Here is a 20,642-nt window from a genome sequence, read left to right on the forward strand (position 1 = left end):
TTAAGTAAGTGTTTGTTTTTAAATTAATTTCTTTCGTTTTCCAAATCCGCGTGTTGGGAGTTCGAATCTCTCCACCCCTGCCATATTTAAGGCTCTAGTCGAAAGACTAGAGCCTTTTTGCGTTCTGGATTTTGATAAGTTACAGAAGGTAGCTTGGCATAAACAGCCATTACGCTTCATCATTCATCAATAGCGACATTTTTCTGTTTTCCCCTTTCCTGTTTTAAAGCGTTAACCCATTTAATTCACTGGCTACCACCAAAAATTTAAATACGATATGCACCTAATCCTAAATGGCGACTAATATAATGAGTAAGCGTCAGTAATTTAGGATTATTATGAGGTTCTTTTTTGCACTGGTTGTATTCTTTTGTTCATTTTCTCTATCAGCAACTTCGTGGGAAAAAGAGAGTCACCCTACTAAAAATTCACCCTCATCAATTGGAAGCTATGCCAATGGCTGTCTAGACGGCGCGCAGGCTTTGCCGATTAATGGTTTGGGGTATCAGATCATTCGCCCTCAAAGAGAGCGCTACTATGGCCATACAGAAGCTATTAAGTTTATTGAGAGGTTAGGTGTCACGACCAGCGAGAAACTCAATACTAATTTATTGGTCGGTGATATTTCTCTTCCTAGAGGAGGGCGCTTTTCTTCGGGTCATTCAAGTCATCAAACAGGGTTAGATATCGATATATGGTTAAGGCTAACCAGTAAGAGGTTGTCAGAGAAAGAGTTAGCGGTGCCTAAACCTGTGAGCGTTGTGGATCTTACCAACTACAAATTGCGTCAATCGAATTGGACCGATGCTCACTTTCAAGTTATTCGTTATGCGGCGAAAGACGAAAAAGTGGTGCGTATTTTTGTTCATCCAGTGATCAAGCAAACCCTTTGTGAACAAGAAGACTCTGACGCTAATGATAGAGCTTGGTTAGGCAAAATAAGACCTTGGTGGGGACACCATTCCCATTTCCACGTTCGTTTAAAGTGTCCTGAAGGCAGTTCAAACTGCATAGCTCAAGCGAGCCCTCCTAAAGGTGATGGTTGTGGGGATGAACTTGCAAGTTGGGCTCCAAAGACTGTTCCAGTTCCACCTCCTAAAAAAGTAGCGAAAACTAAGAAAAAGAAAAAAGTTAAAGTGATGCCAAGTCAGTGTTTGGCCTTGATATCGAATAAGTAATCCTGTTCATCGAGGCTTTTTACAGTGGTACTGCCACTGGTTTTCTCGACTCTAAAACTGGAGAAACATCACACTTTTGTCTAGAGTTTATAAACACGAGATTAAGAACATCGTTTGATATTGATAAAACCAATAACGATATCAGCAAAGGCGATGACGAATTTGACAAGGTTTGGTCAGGGATTGAGTGTTTTTGGGGTGAAAGATGCGGCTTATATGCAGTATACGAAATCAGAGTCTGATACCCGTCGATAGATAATTCAAGGATAAGACTATGACTATGATTTGTGCAAAGGAATTTTCAGAATGGTTAAGACATAGGTTCAACGCTGAAAGCTCGGGTATTTCTATTTCGAGAGATGACATTACCCAACTGACAGGCAGACAACGTTTAGACCCTAGCTTCGTAAATGATGTTCATTACGAATTGATGCAGTATGGAATGGCATTTGTGACCGATACCGGCAGGGAAAACTTTTATCTTGTTCCGATAGCTCAATCAATAAACTGGCGAGAACGACTCGAATATCAATTTGAAAAAGAGCTCTTCTGCAATATTTATCCAATCGAGAAATCAGGATAAAAAAAAGGTTCAACTTATGGTTAAGTTGAACCTTTCTTTTTTAGGTCAAGCCTTGAATGATAACAAACTTCTCGAGTAGCTCGTCATCAGTTTCAATATGGTTTGGGTCAGTGATTATGCATTTTGTAATCGGGCACACTGACTGACATGTTGGCTTTTCGTAGTGACCTTTACACTCTGTACATAAATCTGGATCGATCTCGAAGATACTGTCACCCATAGTGATTGCACCATTTGGGCATTCAGGATCACACATATCGCAGTTTATGCACTTGTCAGTAATTAACAGAGCCATTGTTTTCTTCTCAAGTAAGTCGCTTAAGTGAAAATTATTTGCCTGAAGCGTTACGTGTATCTTGGCCTTCGCTCAAGTTACGCATCAGTAAGCCGTACTCTAGATCTAGATCTGCTGGTACAGGAATAAATACAAAGTGACCGTTACCTTTCGCATCGTCGACCGCTTCAGATTTACGGTTTTCCATAACTTCCAGTTTGAAAACAACGTTACCTTTCGGTGTCATCATTTCTAAGCTGTCGCCTACTAGAAACTTGTTCTTCACTTCGACTTCCGCTAGGTCGCCACGGCGTTTGCCTGTGAACTCACCAACAAACTGTTGAGTATCAGAGATAGAGTAACCGTACTCGTAGTTTTGGTATGTATCGTGTGTATGGCGACGTAAGAAGCCTTCAGTGTAACCACGGTGAGCTAGGCTCTCTAAGGTACCCATTAGGCTTTCATCGAATGGCTTGCCTGCCACTGCATCGTCAATAGCTTTACGGTAAACCTGAGCAGTACGTGCACAGTAGTAGAAAGACTTAGTACGACCTTCAATTTTGAGAGAGTGAACCCCCATCTTAGTTAGGCGCTCAACGTGTTGGATTGCACGAAGGTCTTTTGAGTTCATGATGTAAGTACCATGCTCATCTTCAAACGCTGCCATTTTCTCTTCTGGCTTGTGTGATTCAGAAAGCAGAACCACTTCGTCTGTTGGTTTACCAAGACCTAGTGTGTTGTCTGGACGTTCATCTTGAACTTCAACTTCTTGAATAGCGACACCAGTTGGATTAGCTTCAACGATCTGACCGTTTTCGTCTTCTTTCGCTGCTTCTGTTTTGTACTCCCAGCGGCAAGCGTTCGTGCAAGTACCTTGGTTTGGATCGCGTTTGTTCATGTAACCAGAAAGCAGGCAACGGCCTGAGTAAGCCATGCAAAGTGCACCGTGAACAAAGATCTCTAGCTCTGTTTCTGGGCAGTGTTCGCGAATCTCTTCGATCTCTTCAAGCGATAGCTCACGAGATAGGATTACACGCTCAACGCCTTGGGTTGACCAGAACTTAACGGTCGCCCAGTTTACTGCGTTTGCTTGAACCGAAAGGTGGATTGGCATTTCAGGGAATGCTTCACGAACCATCATGATAAGACCAGGATCTGACATGATAAGCGCGTCAGGGCCCATGTCTACAACTGGCTTAAGGTCGCGAATGAATGTTTTTAACTTAGAGTTGTGCGGCTGAATGTTACATACAACATATAACTTTTTGCCTTGAGCATGAGCTTCATCGATACCGATTTGTAGGTTTTCGTGATTGAACTCGTTGTTACGAACACGAAGGCTGTAACGTGGCTGGCCTGCGTAAACTGCATCTGCGCCGTAGGCGAATGCGTAACGCATGTTCTTAAGGCTTCCTGCCGGTGATAATAGTTCAGGTACAAATGGTTTTTGTGTAGTCATTACTTCGTTCTCTAATCTGATCTCAAGTCAGGTTGATACCACCAAGTGATATCAAAGGGGCGCAAATTTTACGCTAAAATGAGTTTGGTTGATAGCCCTAAAGATAGCAATGACATTAACAAGAGGGCAGAGAGGCAGATATAAGCGAGAACTTAGTGAAAAATAAGCTCAGATACCGTTAGCACCTGAGCTTATAGTTTGACTGATTAAGCGTTAGGTTGAGTTAACCCGCCTAATGATTCAAATAGGTTTGGAAGGAAAACACTGAACTCACCACAAAGTAGAGAGAAGTCTGCATCAAAACGCGCAGCTTGATCTTCACGAGGAATATCGTCGTTTTCGTCTTTGAGCTCATCACTGAATTTTAGGCGTTTGATGCTGCCATCTTCTGCAAGAATGAACTCAATACGGTCTTGCCAGTTGATAAGAAGTTTCGTCACCATCTTGTTGGCTTCGATGTGATTTTTAATCTCATCAGCTTCTAGTTCTTGTTTCTTAACTCGAACAATACCGCCGTCTTCTTGAATAGATTTTAGCTCTGCTTCATCAAGCATAGTGATACCTTGAGGCGTATCACCTGATTTCACCCATTCTGTAAGAGTCGTTTCGATCGCTTGCTCTGGAATAGCTGGCACTACTGGCAGGCTACCCATTGTCTTACGTAGCAATGCTAATACATCTTCTGCTTTTTTGTAGCTGCTCGCATCAACCACAATGAAACCTTCTTTTGGCATGATCAGCGCGTAAGTGAAGTTGCTGCGGCTGAATGCTCGAGGAAGTAGATCAATGATGATGTCTTCTTTTAGGCTGTCTTTCTCTTTCTTTTTCAGAGGGGTACCAGACTCTGCCTCAAGCGTTTCTACTTTTGCGTTCAATGATTCTTTGATCACAGATGCGGGTAGCATTTTCTCTTCTTTCTTTGCACAAATAAGAATGCGGTTTTCTGATACGTGCGTCATCATATCGCCATGTCTACCCATTGCGTGTACCCAACCAAACTTCTGTTTGTCTTGGCTACCACAAGGAGTAAAGCGGAATTCTTCAAGTTGTTTCTCTAGCTGATCTGCGTTGAAATCAATATCACGGTTGAAGCGATAGACTAGGCAATTTTTAAACCACATAAATTTTTCTCATACCTTTTTAGAAGTGCTTCATGATATGAGATCTAATCCGATTTGTCCCTAGCTCTGTATCAAAAGTTATAAAGTGAAATGTTTGAGACAGTTATATGAAAATTTGTTTTCAAAGGTCACAAAAGTGTCATAATTAACTCAGATAATGCAATGCGTTGATTAAATACAAAGGCTATTCAATTATGTCGAGAAGGATTCTGGTCGTTGAAGATGAAGCACCTATTCGTGAGATGCTGTGTTTCGTGCTTGAACAAAAAGGCTACCAAGCAGTAGAGGCTGAAGATTACGATACAGCGGTAAACAAGCTATGTGAACCTTTCCCAGATCTAGTATTACTAGATTGGATGCTACCTGGTGGTAGCGGGATAAACTTTATCAAGCACATGAAGCGTGAAGAGTTAACTCGCAACATCCCAGTGGTGATGCTAACGGCTCGTGGCGAAGAAGAAGATAAGGTTCGTGGTTTAGAAGTGGGCGCTGATGACTACATCACCAAGCCATTTTCACCAAAAGAGCTTGTCGCTCGCCTGAAAGCGGTTATTCGCCGTGTAACGCCTACCGCACTGGAAGACGTGATTGATGTACAAGGCCTTAAGTTAGACCCTGTATCTCACCGCGTTACCGCAAGCGAAGGTCCGGTTGATATGGGACCAACAGAGTTCAAAATGTTGCACTTCTTTATGACGCACCAAGAGCGTGTGTACAGCCGAGAGCAACTGCTGAATAACGTTTGGGGCACCAACGTTTACGTTGAAGACCGTACCGTTGACGTACATATTCGACGCCTGCGTAAAGCACTTGAATCTGCAGGTCACGACAAGCTAATCCAAACGGTTCGCGGCGCGGGCTACCGTTTTTCTACAAAGGCTTAGTGTGGCTTCGCTACCCAGTTTACGGAGTCCTGAATGGTTGAAAAGTTAACCTGGAAAAAGCTGGCTTGGGAGCTGGCTTTTTTTTACGCACCTTGGGTTTTAGTTGGATGGATATTCGGCTACCTACCTTGGTTACTGCTGGCTGCTACGGTATTGCAGCTCGGCTGGCATTTACACAATCAAATGCGCTTGTCCGCATGGTTGTGGGATGAGAAGCGTCTAACGCCACCATCAGGTTCTGGGAACTGGGAATCTCTGTTCAACGGCATTTATCGTATGCAGCAGAGACAGCGTCGCAAACGTAAAGAGCTGACCAACCTAATTCGCCGTTTCAGAAACGGTGCAGAATCCCTTCCCGATGCCGTTGTGGTATTTCGTGGAGAAGGGAATATTGTTTGGTGTAACAAGCTAGCTCAGTACTTACTTGGGTTTCGCTGGCCAGACGATTCAGGGCAACCGATTTCTAACTTGATCCGCACGCCGGACTTCATCAAGTATCTTAATAAACAAGATTTTTCAGAACCGTTAGAGATGCCTTCGCCACTTAACGTGGAACGGATGCTTGAGCTTCGTATCGTGCCGTATACCGAGGGTGAACACCTGATGGTGGTACGTGATGTTACTCAGCTAAAACAGCTAGAAGGCATGCGTCGTAACTTCTTTGCTAACGTTTCTCACGAGCTACGTACTCCAATGACCGTACTTCAGGGTTACCTTGAAATGACGGAAGATCCAGACATGGTCGTTGGCCCTATGTGGCCTAAGGCTCACGGTGTGATGACCGAGCAATTGAATCGCATGAACAGTCTGGTCAATCAGCTATTAACACTTTCAAAAATCGAAGCTGCGCCGATGCACGAACTGGATGAAGTGGTGAACGTTCCGGCGATGCTTGAGGTTCTTGAGAAAGAAGCGGCAAGCCTAAGTGGTGAGCGAGAGCATAAGCTTGAGTTTGATATCGATAAGAGCCTACGCGTTCTTGCTGATGAAGATCAGCTGAGAAGTGCGATATCGAATCTGGTTTACAACGCAGTGAAATATACACCACCGGGCGCGACGGTTAAGGTACGTTGGTACCAGACCAGTCAAGGTGCTTGTTTGGATGTATCAGACACCGGAGACGGTATCGAGCCACAACACTTACATCGACTCACAGAGCGTTTCTATCGTGTAGATAAAGCACGCTCACGTGATACAGGTGGTAGTGGTCTTGGATTGGCGATTGTGAAACATGCGCTTAGTCACCATGACTCACATTTAGAAATTCAAAGTGAGGTGGGTGTCGGTAGTCGATTCCATTTCACATTGCCAAATCGACTGACAGTGTCATGAGTTGTTTGACACGCAGGATGCGTTTGCCAGTCAGCTCATTATTAGCGTTTGCTTTGGTTAACCCTGTTCATGCCGAACAGAGTGTCGACTCACTTCCTGATTATTCTAAGGTTCCGGGCATTTCTGGGAGCTTATTATCGGTAGGTTCGGATACCTTAGCGGGCATGACGACGTTATGGGTGGAAGAGTTTAAATCTTACTATCCAAATGTTAACGCTCAGGTTCAAGCATCTGGTTCTTCTACTGCGCCTCCAGCCTTAACAGAAGGCACTGCTCATCTAGGGCCCATGAGTCGTCCGATGCGCTTGCGAGAAATTGAAGCGTTTGAAAGAGAGCATGGTTATAAGCCGACAGCACTGCGAGTCGCGATCGATGCGATTGGACTTTTTGTGCACCGCGATAACCCTATTGAGGGGCTCAACTTTCGTCAGATTGATGGCATCTTTTCAGAGACATTACGCTGTGGTGCGACGAAGCCGCTCAACGATTGGCAAGATCTAGGCGTCGACCAACCTTGGGCGAAACATCGATTCCAGCTGTTTGGGCGCAATTCCGTTTCGGGAACCTATGGCTATTTCAAACAAAACGCATTATGCGGTGGTGACTTTAAGAACCGAGTCAATGAGCAGCCAGGTTCTGCATCGGTTGTACAGTCGGTCGCATCATCAATCAGTGGGATAGGTTACTCAGGCATTGGTTATCGTGTCGCTGGCGTTAAGCTAATTCCTATTGCTGAGTATGGTTCTGATTTTGTAGAGCCGACTCGAGCGAACATCTTGAGTGGTGATTACCCTCTATCGCGCTTTCTTTATGTTTACGTGAATAAACACCCAGATAAACCGCTTTCTCCCGTTGAGAGAGAGTTCCTCACTTTTGTGTTCTCAAAGCAAGGACAAGAACTTGTAGAGAAAGATGGCTATTTAGCAATACCGTCTGAGTTCGCAGAGCAAGAGTTGGCAAAAGTCGGGCTCTAATTCAGGCTACGACAAACTTAGAAGAAAACGTATGAACAGCTTGCGATGTCGCAGGCTGTTTTATTTTGACGGTTCGTTATTTTAGCTTTAACGACCATCCGGCATTTTTCCAACGTTGTTGCTCTTCTTTAAGTTCACAATCAAGCAGTTGGTTTTGGGTCAACCAATCGCTGTTAGATCCTTTCAATTCCCAGTTATCTTGTTGTTCAATCGTTAGAGTTACGTCTGGAGCTAGTGCTTGATTTCGCTGACGGTTGAGTAAGATAGCAAGTCTCAATATACGAATCAGCAGGGTGATTTGTTGTTGGGTAAACAGAGAAAGTTCCGGCAAATCTTGTAGCTTGAGCGCTTTTCTTTGATAGCGAACCAATGTTGATATAAAACGCTGCTGCTCAGTATTGAAGCCTGGCATTGTCGTGTGCTTAAGCAGATAAGCTGAATGACGGTGATAGCCTTGGAATGCAATGCTTTGTCCTACTTCATGAAGCAACGTAGCCCAACTAAGCAGATCATACAGCTCATTAGTGACCGCAGTTGTTACTTGAGGCTGCACTTGTTTCAGCAATGCAAGGGCGAGTACTTTGACTTTCTCGCCATGAGTTACGTCTACATGGTATCGAGAGACGAGCGTTTCGGCAGTTCTTGTTCGAACATCAATATCTTTAAATCGATCCTCCATGTCATAAAGAACGCCTTCTCTCAGGGCTCCATCAGAAAAATGTAACTCCTTGATGTCTAGCGTATCCATGGTTGCTGAAAGAATGGTGACGCCAGCAGCAAACACAGGCTTTCTCTCATCACTTAAGCCTGAAAGGTTTAAGGTGTTGGATGATGAAAATTCACATAAGTGATTCTTCAAATAAGACAGGCGTTGGGGCGTAATGAGACCGTCGGTGAACCCTAAGCCAATGAGTACCTCTTTTATTGATTTCGCGGTACCAGATGAGCCAAAAGCGATTTCCCAAGGGGCTTTTGTGTATTCTTCAATCAATGGCATCAATAGACGAGTAGCTGCAGTATAAGCATCTGATAAGTGCTGTGAAGTTAGCCCTTCGTCAGCAAAATAGCGTTGAGTGAAGTTGACGCATCCCATCGGTAAACTGCGCATAATTAGAGGAGTAAAGCCTTGTCCGGCGACGAGTTCGGTACTGCCACCACCGATATCAATAACCAACTTAGATTCAGAAGCGGTTTGAGTGTGCTCTACACCGTTATAGATTATTCGAGCTTCTTCTTGACCTGAGATGATCTCTATTGGAAAAGGGAACAGTGGCTTGGCTTGCTCTAAGAAGTCTTTAGCGTTTTTGGCTTTTCTTAGGGTATGAGTCGCAACAACTCTGACATCATCAAGCTCAAAATCCGCCAGTCGTTCTGCGAACACCTTGAGGCATTCTAGGCCTCGCTCGATAGCGCTTTCGGATAGGACGTTACGTTCATCCAATCCATCACCTAATCTCACTTTCTGTTTGTGTCTGCTGACTAATTGCAGGTGTTGATCGAATACCCGGGCAACCACCATGTGGAAGCTGTTCGAACCCAAGTCGATAGCGGCAATACATCGAGAATGTTTGTTATCAATTAGCGGCATGATTTCTTCTCTTGTTTGTACTTCTTGCGAGCAACTTTCTCCATACGTTTAATATAGTGGTAAGTGGAGAGTTGTGACGTCGGGTAATCAAGTGGGTTTGCTGGTGGTTGTATGTAAGGGTTGCTCATCGATTGGTTTAGTACTCGAGCTTTATTGCTGTCATCGAAATGAAACTCGGTGATATCGATAATGGCTTGCTTGATCTTTGGATCTAAAATTGGGGCTGCAACTTCGATGCGGTGATCAAAGTTCCGTGTCATCCAGTCAGCGGAAGATATATAGACCTTCGGCTTTCCAGCGTTACCAAATATCATCACTCTAGGGTGTTCGAGGAAACGATCGACCACACTGACTATCTCAATATAATCACTGATGTTGGGTATGCCAGGGACAAGAGAGCACATGCCGCGAATGACCATTCTCACTTTTACATTGGCTTGGCTAGCCTGATAGAGCTTTTCAATGATCTCTCGATCGACCAAGTTGTTGAGTTTTAGAGTGATGCTTGCAGGTTTACCTTCTATCGCGTTTTGTATTTCATTATCTATCAACTGATAGAGGCGTTTTCTTGTATTCTTCGGTGACACAATCAGTTGTTTGAACTGGGACTTTTGATAAGGGTTTTCAATATACTTAAAGACTTGTCTCACCTCTTGAGTCAAATCTTCATTCGCAGTGAGCAGAGAAAAATCGGTATACACCCGCGCTGTAACTTCATGGAAGTTGCCAGTGCCAATATGGGCATAATGCTCTGTATACTTGCCTTCTTTTCGTTTGATGAGCAGCAGCTTGGAATGGATCTTCAAACTAGGGATGCCATGGATGACTTTTACACCCGCTTCTTGAAGTTTCTTGGTCCATTGAATGTTGGCTTGCTCATCAAAGCGGGCTTGCAGCTCGACAACCACAGTGACCTTTTTGCCATTGTGCGCCGCATCGATGATCGAGCTGAGGAGTTTTGAGCCTTCCGCAACACGGTAAACGTTTATTTTGATAGAGGTTACCTTGGGATCAAAGGAAGCCTGCCTAACAAGTTCAGTGATGTGACTAAAGGTGTGATAAGGATAATGAAGTAAGATGTCACGAGCTTTAATCGCTTCGAAATAGTTTGGGTAATGGCTGAAATGCGCGCACTTAATCGCGGGTAGTGGGCGATTAATTAAATCACGTCGATTAAGGCTTGGGAACTCAGAGAAATGTTTGAAGTTATGATAGCGACCACCTGCGATGACACTGTCATAGTCAGATAGCTTAAGTCTGACTTGTAAGAAGTTGAGCATTTCAGCGGGCATTTCTGACTCATAGATCAGACGTATCGGCAGTGCCGTTAAGCGCTGTTCTAAACCTAAAGACATCGATTCTAATAGGTTATTTTCATTGTCTTCTTGAAGATCATAATCGGCATCACGTGTCATTTTTATCGCAAAACTACGCAATGAGTCATACTCAAAGAATCCTTTAAGTAAGTCATCCAAACAAAATCGAACTATATTATCTAACAAGATCAAAGTCGTACGTTGCGAACCCGAAGGTTCTGGTAGCTTAACAAATCGAGGGAGTGTCTCTGATGGGATTTCGAGTAACACATATTGAGAAGATGCCTCATGCTCGATGTCGATGGCTAAGTAACTTTGTTCATCTTTGAGAATATTGAGTAGCTGGCTATCTTCGTTCAAGAGCAGCGGAGTTAAGTGTGGCAGCACTTTTTTCTTAAAGTACTTTTTTATCCAGCCACTTTGTTCTTCGCTGATTTGTTGTTCGTTGACCAGAAAAATACGATTGCGTACCAATTCCAATAGCAAGTCGTTATACAGTTCATGGAATTGAGCATCGAGCTTTCTCGCTTTGCTCTGCATTTTAGTCAGTAAGGTTTTCGGTGAGTTGGAGATTAGCTGTGGATCTTGAAGTAAGATCTTTCGCTTCACATCAGCAAATCGGACTTTGTAAAACTCATCGAGGTTTTTCGAGTAAATACCTAAAAAACGAACTCTTTCGATTAAGGGGACTGACTTGTCTGCCGCTTCTTGGAGCACTCTTTCGTTGAAGGATAACCAGCTAAGTTCTTTTGTGACATAGTCTTTTTCCATCGAGATGAGAATCCTTGAGTACTGGCTATAGAGCTGATTACTTTAAAGTAGAATGGCAAAATGCACAAAATCTATGATCTTACTTTAAGAAATATGGCTAACAAACTTGTTATTAGTTTCAGTTGTTTAACGTAACTTGTAATATAATTGTCATCTAACGTACATATTATGTCAGTAGCTAAAAAAAGGTAGATAAACAGATGGCTTCAGCCCAATTTTCATTGAAAGAGCGCGACAAAAAAAGATGGTTGAAAGATCGTCTCGTCCGTTTTTCGGTGACATGTGGCGCGGTCAGTGTTCTAGCTGCCCTAGTATTGATCTTTGTTTACTTGGCAATGGTCATTTTACCGGTATTTTCAGATACTGGTTTAGAGACAGACCAAGCCGTAAAGACCGTTGCCGTAGAAGAGCCTATCGTCTTATCGGTTGATGAATATGGTCAACATGCATTTACTATCGAAAAATCCGGTTTGGTACAGTTTTGGGATTTAGAGTCTCAAAATACATACTCTTACTTTGAGCGTGATGTTGTAGCCAACCCCATCGCCTTTTCTCGAAATACCCCATCTGAAAATTGGTTTGCCTTTGCCGACAGCGCAAGCAATCTTACTTTTTTCTATCCTGAGTATAGTGCGCCTATGCTGAAAAAGGGCAGTGAAGCCGAACCTAAAATTGAGCAAATTACTCTCCCTGAACCGTTTTTAAATGATGAATCATCAAATGGGGCGACGATCGACAAATTCGCGTTCTCTAAAAATGGGCGTGGGATTACGGTTGCCGCTCAGTTAAGTGACCAACGAGTCTTGGTTAAGTGGTATCAGAGTGACCTTACTGGTCAGTATGTTTTTCAGAAGAGCCAATGGCTATCGGATAAGCTGGGCTTGCAACAGCAACTGCTTGTCACACCTGATGGGCAAACTTTATATCTCCGAGCACAATCGGATTTGGTTGTTTTGAAACTATCAGATAACGGTTTTGATGTTCGTGAAGTGATTGATCTTAGCTTAAATGATGCGAAGCATTCCGTAAAAAGCATCGATTTATTGTCTGGTGCATACTCGTTGTTGGTTACGCATGAGGATGGACAGGTTTCTCAGTGGTTCGATGTACTCAAAGATGAAAAACGTAGCCTGACCCATATTCGAGACTTCCAACTTGCTGAACAAGTGCAATTTATTCTTCCTGATACTTATAGAAAGGGTTTTTATAGCTTCTATAAGAACGGCACATTACAAAGCCACTATACGACCAGTGAAAAGCTGTCGTTGTTCGAGCGAGCATTTGATAAATCACCACAATTAGCGGCTATGTCTGCTAATGAACTGCATCTGGCGACCTTGATTGATGGCACCATCAGTGTCGCTAAAGTCGACAATGAATACCCACAAATCTCATTCTCATCACTTTGGCAAAAGGTCTGGTATGAAAGTTACCCTGAGCCGCAATACGTTTGGCAATCAACGTCGGCTAACGATGACTTTGAAGAGAAATTCAGTTTAGTACCTATCACATTCGGTACTATTAAAGCCGCTCTGTTTGCGATGATGTTTGCCGTGCCTGTTGCTGTGCTCGGAGCTATTTACACCGCATATTTCATGTCTCCGCGCATGCGAAGAGTGGTGAAGCCTTCGATAGAACTGATGGAAGCACTTCCGACCGTGATCATCGGATTCTTGGCCGGGCTTTGGTTTGCTCCAATCGTTGAGACACATTTAACAGCTGTCTTCTCATTAATGGTGTTATTACCACTGAGCACACTGTTGACTGGACTTGTTTGGTTCTGTTTACCGAAGATGGTAACGGGTCGCTTCTCTAATGGTTGGCATGCTCTGATATTGATTCCAGTATTGGTGATTACAGTGGTTGCGGTGTTTGCTGGTGGAAACAACATTGAAGCCTTGTTATTTGGTGGTGATATTCGAACCTTCTTGGCCAGCTATGGTATCGACTTTGACCAACGCAATGCGCTAGTGGTTGGTTTTGCTATGGGCTTTGCGGTCATCCCAACGATTTTCACTATTGCTGAAGATGCTATTTTCTCTGTACCTAAACATTTATCTGATGGCTCATTAGCGTTGGGTGCTACGGCGTGGCAGACGCTTATTTATGTGGTGCTATTGACGGCGAGTCCAGGTATCTTTTCTGCGGTTATGATGGGCCTAGGGCGAGCGGTTGGTGAAACCATGATCGTCTTGATGGCGACAGGTAATACTCCAATTCTTGACTGGAATATTTTGGAAGGGATGAGAACCTTATCGGCAACGATTGCTGTTGAATTGCCAGAATCTGAAGTGGGCGGTTCTCATTTCCGCTTGTTGTTCTTGGCTGCACTTTTGCTGTTTATCTTCACATTCGCGGTGAACTCAGTTGCTGAGTGGGTTAGACAAAGACTGAGAGATAAATATCGTGCGCTGTAGTTTTAAAGGTTTGCCTCAATGTGTATCAATGGCTTTTAGTGGTTTGGCTAGCGCACCTCACGATCTTTGCAGCTCTTTGATTTCAGTACGTCACGAGCAAGGTCGATCATGATGAATAAACTTAAGTCATTATTATCTTGGGTTAAATCTGGCTCTCCGTGGATCTGGTTAACGGGTGGGGCGGTGAGCATCAGTATGCTTTCTGTTCTTGGCCTAATGCTGCTGATTGGTTGGAAGGGCTTAACCTATTTTTGGCCCGCACCTTTGTACCAATGGCAAGTTGATTCCAAAGACTTATCGCTCGTGGTCGATCTTGACGAAACCGTATCAAAACAAGATGTATTGGTTGGTCAGTTATATGAACGAAAATACATCCCGATAGAGCAAGTTCCACAAGTCCATGATCTTTTGTCACCGCAAAATTTGTCGACAGGGCTAATACAGCGCTTAAGCATCAAAGTTGCCAACAGAGAGCTGTACCCTGCGGACTTTGTTTCCATTCTGGATGTTAACTTACGTGAACCAACTACCCCGCTAGATTGGGTTGTGATTGAACGAAGTCGAGGTGGTTATTTCTTTGGTAAGCCAGTGGGATTTAAAACCGCTTCTGGCACCTTTGATTCGAACATAGACCAAAAGCTCGAACAAGGCTTGGCGTTCGCTGATACGTTACGTAAAGAAACGTCGCGTGTCGTGAACCAAGAAATTCGTAATATCAGCTGGCAATTGGAAAACCTGCGCTTAGAAAAGCGTAAGCTTGAACTCAATGAGTCAGTGAGCGATGAATACCTTAAAACCTATACTCAAACTAAACTGGAATTAAACCGCCAGTTAGGTGAAGCCGAAGTTAAGCTTGAGCACCTTAGAACGCAGCTTAATGTTGAAAGCTTGCTGGTTGAGGATATGACCGGAGAGTTGGTCGAGATCTCGCTCAGTCACATTCTGGATTATTGGTACCCGAATAATATGTCTTACCTAGAAAAGGTTGGGCACTGGGGCAAACAAGTTTGGAAGTTCTTATCAGAGAACCCACGAGACTCAAACTCTGAAGGCGGTGTATTTCCTGCCATTTTCGGCACGGTACTGTTAGTTATTCTTATGTCGATCGTCGTGATGCCGCTTGGCGTGGTCGCTGCGATATATCTTCATGAATACGCAAAAAACAACGCACTGACACGTTTGATTCGTATCGCCGTGATTAACTTGGCGGGTGTACCGTCAATCGTGTATGGCGTTTTTGGTTTAGGCTTCTTCGTCTATACCATTGGTGGCTCGATTGATACGTTGTTTTATGCAGAGCGATTACCCGCTCCGACATTTGGCACACCGGGTCTACTTTGGTCAGCACTAACCTTAGCGGTATTGACGCTTCCAGTGGTTATCGTAACTACTGAAGAGGGCTTAACGCGCATTCCTAGTGCAGTGAGGCACGGTTCATTAGCGCTTGGTGCGACTCAATTTGAGACGCTTTGGCGCATTGTTTTACCGATGGCAAGCCCAGCGATTATCACTGGTTTGATTTTGGCAATCGCGAGAGCTGCGGGGGAAGTTGCACCACTCATGCTGGTGGGGGTTGTGAAGTTAGCATCCAGCTTGCCAGTCGATGGTCAGTTCCCTTATCTACACTTAGACAGAAAGTTCATGCATTTAGGCTTTCATATCTATGATGTTGGTTTTCAAACCTCTAATATCGAAGCGGCACGACCTTTAGTGTATGCGACTTCATTTTTATTGGTTACGGTGATTGTTGGGTTGAACTTAACAGCCATCAATATCCGTAATAACTTGCGTGAAAAATACCGAACCTTAGGACAAGATTAGATGTTCTCGATTAATGAAACCTTGGGTTACCAAGCACCACTTGATGTTCACAACCTGAAGGATGAGCAAATTGCTATCTCGATTGAAGGGCTAAATCTTTACTATAAAGAGAGCCAAGCACTTGATGATATCTCGATGCAGATCCCGAAGGGGCAGGTGACGGCTTTTATCGGCCCTTCTGGCTGTGGTAAGTCGACTCTGCTGCGCTGTATTAATCGCATGAACGATCTTGTTGAAGGCTGTAAGGTTTCCGGGAAAGTGAAGCTTCATGGTAAGAACGTGTATCACCCTAAGGTTGATGTCGCGACCTTACGACGTCGTGTTGGTATGGTATTCCAGCGTCCAAACCCTTTTCCTAAATCTATCTATGAGAATGTGGTTTATGGCTTGAGGCTACAAGGCGTTAGCAACAGCCGAGACCTTGATGATGCGGTTGAGCGCTCTCTGCGCGCTGCTGCATTATGGGATGAAGTGAAAGACCGATTGCATGAGAATGCTTTTGGTTTATCTGGTGGCCAACAGCAGCGTTTGGTTATCGCTCGTGCGGTTGCGATTGAGCCTGAAGTGCTGTTGTTAGATGAGCCAACATCGGCACTGGACCCTATTTCTACTTTGACGATTGAAGAGTTGATCAACGATCTCAAAACCCAATACACAGTGGTGATTGTTACTCATAACATGCAGCAGGCAGCTCGCGTGAGTGACCATACTGCATTTATTCATATGGGAAAATTGATCGAGTACTCAGATACGGACTCAATTTTTACGTCTCCATTGAAAAACCAGACGGAAGACTACATTACTGGTAGATATGGCTAACCTCTACAAAGATGTCATCTAGAGCTAAGTCACTCTACAAAAATGGCTTTCTTCATTTCTTTCAAGGAGCAAGTATGCATTTCGGTCGCCACATTTCAGGGCAATTCAATGTCGAGTTAGAATCGATCCGTACTCATGTATTGACCATGGGCGGGTTAGTGGAGCAGCAACTCTCGTTTGCAATGCAGGCGCTTCATAAAGACGATGTTGAATTGGCCAAAAAAGTGATTCGTGATGACCACAAAGTGAATGCGATGGAAGTGTCGATTGATGAGGCGTGTACTCGAATCATTGCAAAGCGTCAGCCAACAGCGAAAGATCTGCGTTTGATTATGGCGATCATCAAAACGATCACCGATCTGGAACGTATTGGCGATGTTGCCTCTAAAATTGCTCAAGGTGCTATCGAGATCCCTTCAACCAAAGAGCAGAAATTCCATGTTTCGTTAGAGCCCCTTTGCCGTCAGGCAATCACCATGCTTCACCAAGTATTAGATGCTTTTGCTCGTATGGATGTTGATGCAGCAGCAGAAGTTCACAAGCTTGATGATAAGTTGGATGCGGAGTACGAGGCCGTTATTCGTCAGTTAATGACCTATATGATGGAAGATCCTAAGAACATTCCCAATATTTTGCAGGTGATGTGGTCAGCTCGTGCGATCGAGCGAGTGGGAGACCGCTGCCAAAATATCTGCGAATACATTATTTACTTTGTGAAGGGTAAAGATGTACGTCACTTAGGCGATCAAAGCCTTGATGACGCACTAAAATAGAGCTTATCTTTAGAAGCTAATAATGGCACCAAGATTGAAATTGACCGTTGTGTCGTAAGGCACAAAGGTTTTGTTGTGATCAAAAATATTCATATCAACACCAGCACGTAATCCAAGCATTGGTGTCGCTTGGTAAACGTAGGCACCACCTAGGCTTATACCATGTGTTGTTTTCTCTTCTACTTCGCCTGAGCGCGTTTTTGTACCGTCATAACTTGCCACACCAATCTCAGCCTGAAAGCCGTGGGTTTGGTTTCTTCCAAACATGTTTTGGATACCAACACGATACGCATCAACCGTTTCGTCATATCGATCGCTGTCATACCAAAGGTGAGAATAGCTAAGATAAACGGCACCTAAATTTGCCACATCAGTGATGCCAGCTTGAACTCCGAAACCATGATAAGAGCCAATTTTTAGTTCTGGGGATAGATGAAGAGCACTTGCTGAAACGGAAGTAGAAAGGGTAGAAAGTAAAAGCAGGGAAGTTTTTATCTTCATAAAAATACCTAAAGCAATTAGCCGTCCGTGGCTGCAATGAATTTTGATTCGAATTGTTCGAAAGTGGGTCAACTTTGATGAGGTCTTAGAACCCAGCAATTGACTGATCGCAAAAAGCCAGTTTAGACACTGGCTTTTTCATTCAATTAGAAGCGGTAACCGACAGTCCATGAGAATGTGTTGTAATCTACGTCATCGTAGCTCGCAAATTCAAAGCGCATGTCAGTGTATAGGTGTGGTCCGAATTCAGCTCGACCACCTAGGCCAACAACTAAGCTGGTATCGTTGTATGATTCAGTCCACTTCTTGTCTAGGATGCTAATTGAATTATCTTCACTTTGACGAGCTAGGCCCAGAACACCATAAGGTTTTAAAGAGAAGCCATCCAATTCAAATTTATAACCGATGTCAGCATCAACTTGGAACTTGTAACCATCGATCTCAGCTTTTATGCCTTCAACGTTTTCGTCGTCACTATTCGTTGCGTAAGAAACGTTGATACCTACGATACGGTTAAATTCATAACCATACTCAAGTTTGATACCGTTACCCCAATCAACTGTGTCATCCGCTAGCCAATCGTCGACCTGAGTTTGGTTGTAACCGATACCCACACGGTGTTGGCTGTCAAAGTTGTTTGCAAAAACTGGAACAGAAAGTAGTGAAGCTGAAATTAGGGTAGTAAGTGCAATTTTCATATTAGTCTCTATCTAGGGTTAACTTAACTGCACGATCCTTCGTAGTTCAGTATCCGTTTTGATAGGGCTAATATTAAACAGTGTTTTATTTTTCGGCTAAGTAGATATTGGTATCTCTATAATAAGTATTACTTATTAATCTGAGTTGACAGTGCTTTTTGTATTAACTCAAATAACCAATTGGTAGTAGGGGAGTTTCTGTTTTTAGTATGTAAGTGGCAGTAAACAGGAGTTTTGGGAGGCTCGCCATCTATCACAACATCGATTCCGCGTAGGGTTGGGTAATTATCAACGAGGAAAAGATTCGAATGTGGCATGTACATATCTGTATGTTGAATGACATCAATGACCGCCATAATTAGCTCACTACGGAAACCAACATTATGCTCAATAGAAAGCTCAGTTAGGATATTCGATGCCAAACTATGGTTGTCGTTCCAACCGGGTGTGACTAGTGAAGCGATATCGTACCCTACCACGTCATAAGGTGTAACGATTTCTTGCTTTAAAGGATGGTCTTTTCTTACAAAAATACGCCCTGTTAGTTCAATTAATTTCTTCGTATAAACTTCTTTACTCGTTTTGCTACCAAGGTAACTGATCCCCATCAACACCTCACCTTTTTGAATGTCAGAAACAGAAGCATTGGTCCAAGAGAGTAATTCTAGATTCGCATTCGGAGCTTGCTCTCTTATCATCTTAAATAAAGAACCAGATAAACAAGATAGCACGATAGGTGATAGAGCTATTTTAAGTGTGTAGTCGATATCTTTCGGGTCGAAAGTGTTTGATGTATTAATAGCGAAAGATAGACCGTCCATAAACGGCTTGATTTCATTGGTGAGCTGTTCTGAGAAAGCGGTCGGTTGTAAGCCACCATGTACCTTTACAAAAAGGTCATCGTTGAAGTGGTGGCGCAGCTTCTGTAAGGCCTGACTAACAGCAGGCTGTGAAACAAAGAGTCGTTCCGCAGCCTTTCTGGTGTTTTTTTCTTGATAAACAATCAAAAATGTTCGTAACAGGTTTAAATCAAGAGAGCTGAATAAGTCTTTAGCCATATCTATCCATGAAAGTTTTCTGCGCTATTAAATCTAATATACGTCAGTCAGTTAGATTAGTCAGCGAGGTTCTCTGGATTTATGCTGGCGATTATTGCCCTAAGCGGTGAGGGCGGCTCTCACATCAGATATCTTACTCGCATCTGTCACTGGGATCTGATAATCATCAATATTATCACTGCCCATTTGAGCACTTGAGTTGTTTTCCATTAGGCTCGGTCTTGTTGATTTACCTGAAAGGTGAAGAGCAGGTACTTGGGTAGCGATTTGAATCATTTTGGCATTCGCAGCGTTAACGCCAGCCCCAGCCATGATATCAATTCGTCCATCGGTTTGTTTGACCATTGCTGCCAATACATCGATGCCTTGCTCAGCATTAACAGCAAGCCCTGATGTCAGGACTCTTTCGCATCCAAGTGTAATCACCTGCTCTAATGCTGCTTGGTAATCAGAGCTTTGATCGATGGCTCTATGAAAGGTAATTCCAAGCTTTAACGAGTGCGCTTTTTCAGACAGTTGCTGCATTTTTGGCATATCGATACTTCCGTTCGGCGCTAACACACCAAGTACGACCCCATCCAATCCTGCATTTGCACAAGCTTCAATATCTTCAAGCATACAGAGCATATCGTCGTTATCGAAAATGAAGTCGCCTTGTCTTGGGCGTATCATAGCGTAGACCGGAACCGACGAAACTATTGCCGCTTGTTTCATCATTCCGAAGCTTGGAGTTAATCCGCCAAGTGCCAATGAAGAGCAAAGCTCAATTCGATTCGCGCCACCAGATAGTGCGTTATGAAGAGATTCTAAGTTATCGATACAGACTTCAATTTCGGTGTTCATCGTGTTTATCCGTTCAAAAAGATACTGATGAAATCATAGCAATCTAGATACGGACATGAATAGGTTATAGCAGAGGAAAATAGGGGTAAAGTTTGGGTTTAGAGCTACCTCAATTATGTATCACAAGAGGCAGTTTAGGGTGGCGGTGAGGAGGGGAAAACAAAAAGCCCGAAGCGTTAACTTCGGGCTTTTAATAGGACTTTACTTCTTAACTGATTGGCGGTGCGCTTTG

At 43.6% G+C, this 20,642-nt stretch carries 18 protein-coding genes; 9 read left to right on the forward strand and 9 right to left on the reverse strand.

What is annotated here, in order from left to right; genetic code table 11:
• Positions 1-338: 338 nt before the first annotated feature.
• The gene (gene mepA, locus IQQ51_RS12205; protein WP_193841222.1) at positions 339-1,178 is read left to right on the forward strand and encodes a penicillin-insensitive murein endopeptidase; all 840 of its coding nucleotides are present in this window, start codon (positions 339-341) and stop codon (positions 1,176-1,178) included.
• A 274-nt stretch (positions 1,179-1,452) separates the two neighbouring features.
• Complete coding sequence (locus IQQ51_RS12210) at positions 1,453-1,761, forward strand: hypothetical protein (RefSeq protein ID WP_048615188.1); 309 nt, start codon at positions 1,453-1,455, stop codon at positions 1,759-1,761.
• 40 nt (positions 1,762-1,801) lie between these two features.
• On the opposite strand, the gene IQQ51_RS12215 is transcribed toward IQQ51_RS12210, so the two are convergent.
• From IQQ51_RS12215 to rdgC, 3 genes are all read right to left on the reverse strand, one after another.
• Entirely contained in the window at positions 1,802-2,056 is a 255-nt protein-coding gene (locus IQQ51_RS12215) for a YfhL family 4Fe-4S dicluster ferredoxin (protein WP_004735061.1), read from the reverse strand.
• 34 nt (positions 2,057-2,090) lie between these two features.
• Complete coding sequence (yegQ, locus tag IQQ51_RS12220; RefSeq protein ID WP_019823039.1) at positions 2,091-3,494, reverse strand: tRNA 5-hydroxyuridine modification protein YegQ; 1,404 nt, start codon at positions 3,492-3,494, stop codon at positions 2,091-2,093.
• A 206-nt stretch (positions 3,495-3,700) separates the two neighbouring features.
• The gene (gene rdgC, locus IQQ51_RS12225) at positions 3,701-4,615 is read right to left on the reverse strand and encodes a recombination-associated protein RdgC (RefSeq protein WP_017062534.1); all 915 of its coding nucleotides are present in this window, start codon (positions 4,613-4,615) and stop codon (positions 3,701-3,703) included.
• Between the two features lie 194 nt (positions 4,616-4,809).
• Between rdgC and phoB the strand changes: the two genes are divergently transcribed.
• The 3 genes from phoB to IQQ51_RS12240 are packed head-to-tail and all read left to right on the forward strand — an operon-like array spanning position 4,810 to position 7,805.
• Positions 4,810-5,499, forward strand: a complete 690-nt coding sequence (gene phoB, locus IQQ51_RS12230) for a phosphate regulon transcriptional regulator PhoB (protein WP_004735064.1) — start codon at positions 4,810-4,812, stop codon at positions 5,497-5,499.
• A gap of 33 nt (positions 5,500-5,532) precedes the next feature.
• Positions 5,533-6,831 carry a phosphate regulon sensor histidine kinase PhoR gene (gene phoR, locus IQQ51_RS12235; RefSeq protein WP_048608171.1) on the forward strand — a complete coding sequence of 433 codons (1,299 nt, stop codon included), beginning with the start codon at positions 5,533-5,535 and terminating at the stop codon, positions 6,829-6,831.
• Positions 6,828-7,805 (forward strand): PstS family phosphate ABC transporter substrate-binding protein, encoded by a 978-nt coding sequence (locus tag IQQ51_RS12240; RefSeq protein WP_193841223.1) that lies wholly within the window; start codon positions 6,828-6,830, stop codon positions 7,803-7,805. The genes phoR and IQQ51_RS12240 overlap by 4 nt, the downstream gene beginning before the upstream one ends.
• A gap of 76 nt (positions 7,806-7,881) precedes the next feature.
• On the opposite strand, the gene ppx is transcribed toward IQQ51_RS12240, so the two are convergent.
• The gene (gene ppx, locus IQQ51_RS12245; protein ID WP_193841224.1) at positions 7,882-9,393 is read right to left on the reverse strand and encodes an exopolyphosphatase; all 1,512 of its coding nucleotides are present in this window, start codon (positions 9,391-9,393) and stop codon (positions 7,882-7,884) included.
• A complete protein-coding gene (ppk1, locus tag IQQ51_RS12250; protein ID WP_193841225.1) occupies positions 9,384-11,480 on the reverse strand; it encodes a polyphosphate kinase 1 in 2,097 nt (698 codons plus the stop codon). The genes ppx and ppk1 overlap by 10 nt, the downstream gene beginning before the upstream one ends.
• Before the next feature lie 200 nt (positions 11,481-11,680).
• Here ppk1 and IQQ51_RS12255 point away from each other — a divergent pair, with 200 nt between their 5' ends.
• From IQQ51_RS12255 to phoU, 4 genes are all read left to right on the forward strand, one after another.
• Complete coding sequence (locus tag IQQ51_RS12255) at positions 11,681-13,897, forward strand: ABC transporter permease subunit (RefSeq protein ID WP_193841226.1); 2,217 nt, start codon at positions 11,681-11,683, stop codon at positions 13,895-13,897.
• Positions 13,898-14,008: 111 nt separating this feature from the next.
• Positions 14,009-15,718, forward strand: coding sequence for a phosphate ABC transporter permease PstA (gene pstA, locus IQQ51_RS12260; RefSeq protein WP_017062529.1), 1,710 nt, complete (start codon positions 14,009-14,011; stop codon positions 15,716-15,718).
• A complete protein-coding gene (gene pstB / locus IQQ51_RS12265; protein ID WP_009848269.1) occupies positions 15,719-16,537 on the forward strand; it encodes a phosphate ABC transporter ATP-binding protein PstB in 819 nt (272 codons plus the stop codon).
• Between the two features lie 74 nt (positions 16,538-16,611).
• Positions 16,612-17,310, forward strand: a complete 699-nt coding sequence (phoU, locus tag IQQ51_RS12270; protein WP_009848270.1) for a phosphate signaling complex protein PhoU — start codon at positions 16,612-16,614, stop codon at positions 17,308-17,310.
• A 9-nt stretch (positions 17,311-17,319) separates the two neighbouring features.
• Here the strand turns inward: phoU and IQQ51_RS12275 are convergent, their stop codons facing one another.
• From IQQ51_RS12275 to IQQ51_RS12290, 4 genes are all read right to left on the reverse strand, one after another.
• Positions 17,320-17,811, reverse strand: a complete 492-nt coding sequence (locus tag IQQ51_RS12275) for a hypothetical protein (protein WP_048615195.1) — start codon at positions 17,809-17,811, stop codon at positions 17,320-17,322.
• A gap of 146 nt (positions 17,812-17,957) precedes the next feature.
• Entirely contained in the window at positions 17,958-18,509 is a 552-nt protein-coding gene (locus tag IQQ51_RS12280; RefSeq protein WP_193841227.1) for a porin family protein, read from the reverse strand.
• A gap of 128 nt (positions 18,510-18,637) precedes the next feature.
• Positions 18,638-19,567 carry a LysR family transcriptional regulator gene (locus IQQ51_RS12285; protein ID WP_193841228.1) on the reverse strand — a complete coding sequence of 310 codons (930 nt, stop codon included), beginning with the start codon at positions 19,565-19,567 and terminating at the stop codon, positions 18,638-18,640.
• Positions 19,568-19,666: 99 nt separating this feature from the next.
• Positions 19,667-20,410, reverse strand: a complete 744-nt coding sequence (locus tag IQQ51_RS12290) for a copper homeostasis protein CutC (protein ID WP_193841229.1) — start codon at positions 20,408-20,410, stop codon at positions 19,667-19,669.
• Positions 20,411-20,642: the final 232 nt, after the last annotated feature.

It is taken from the genome of Vibrio sp. OPT18 (assembly GCF_015163615.1).
GTDB classification, from domain to species: domain Bacteria; phylum Pseudomonadota; class Gammaproteobacteria; order Enterobacterales; family Vibrionaceae; genus Vibrio; species Vibrio coralliirubri.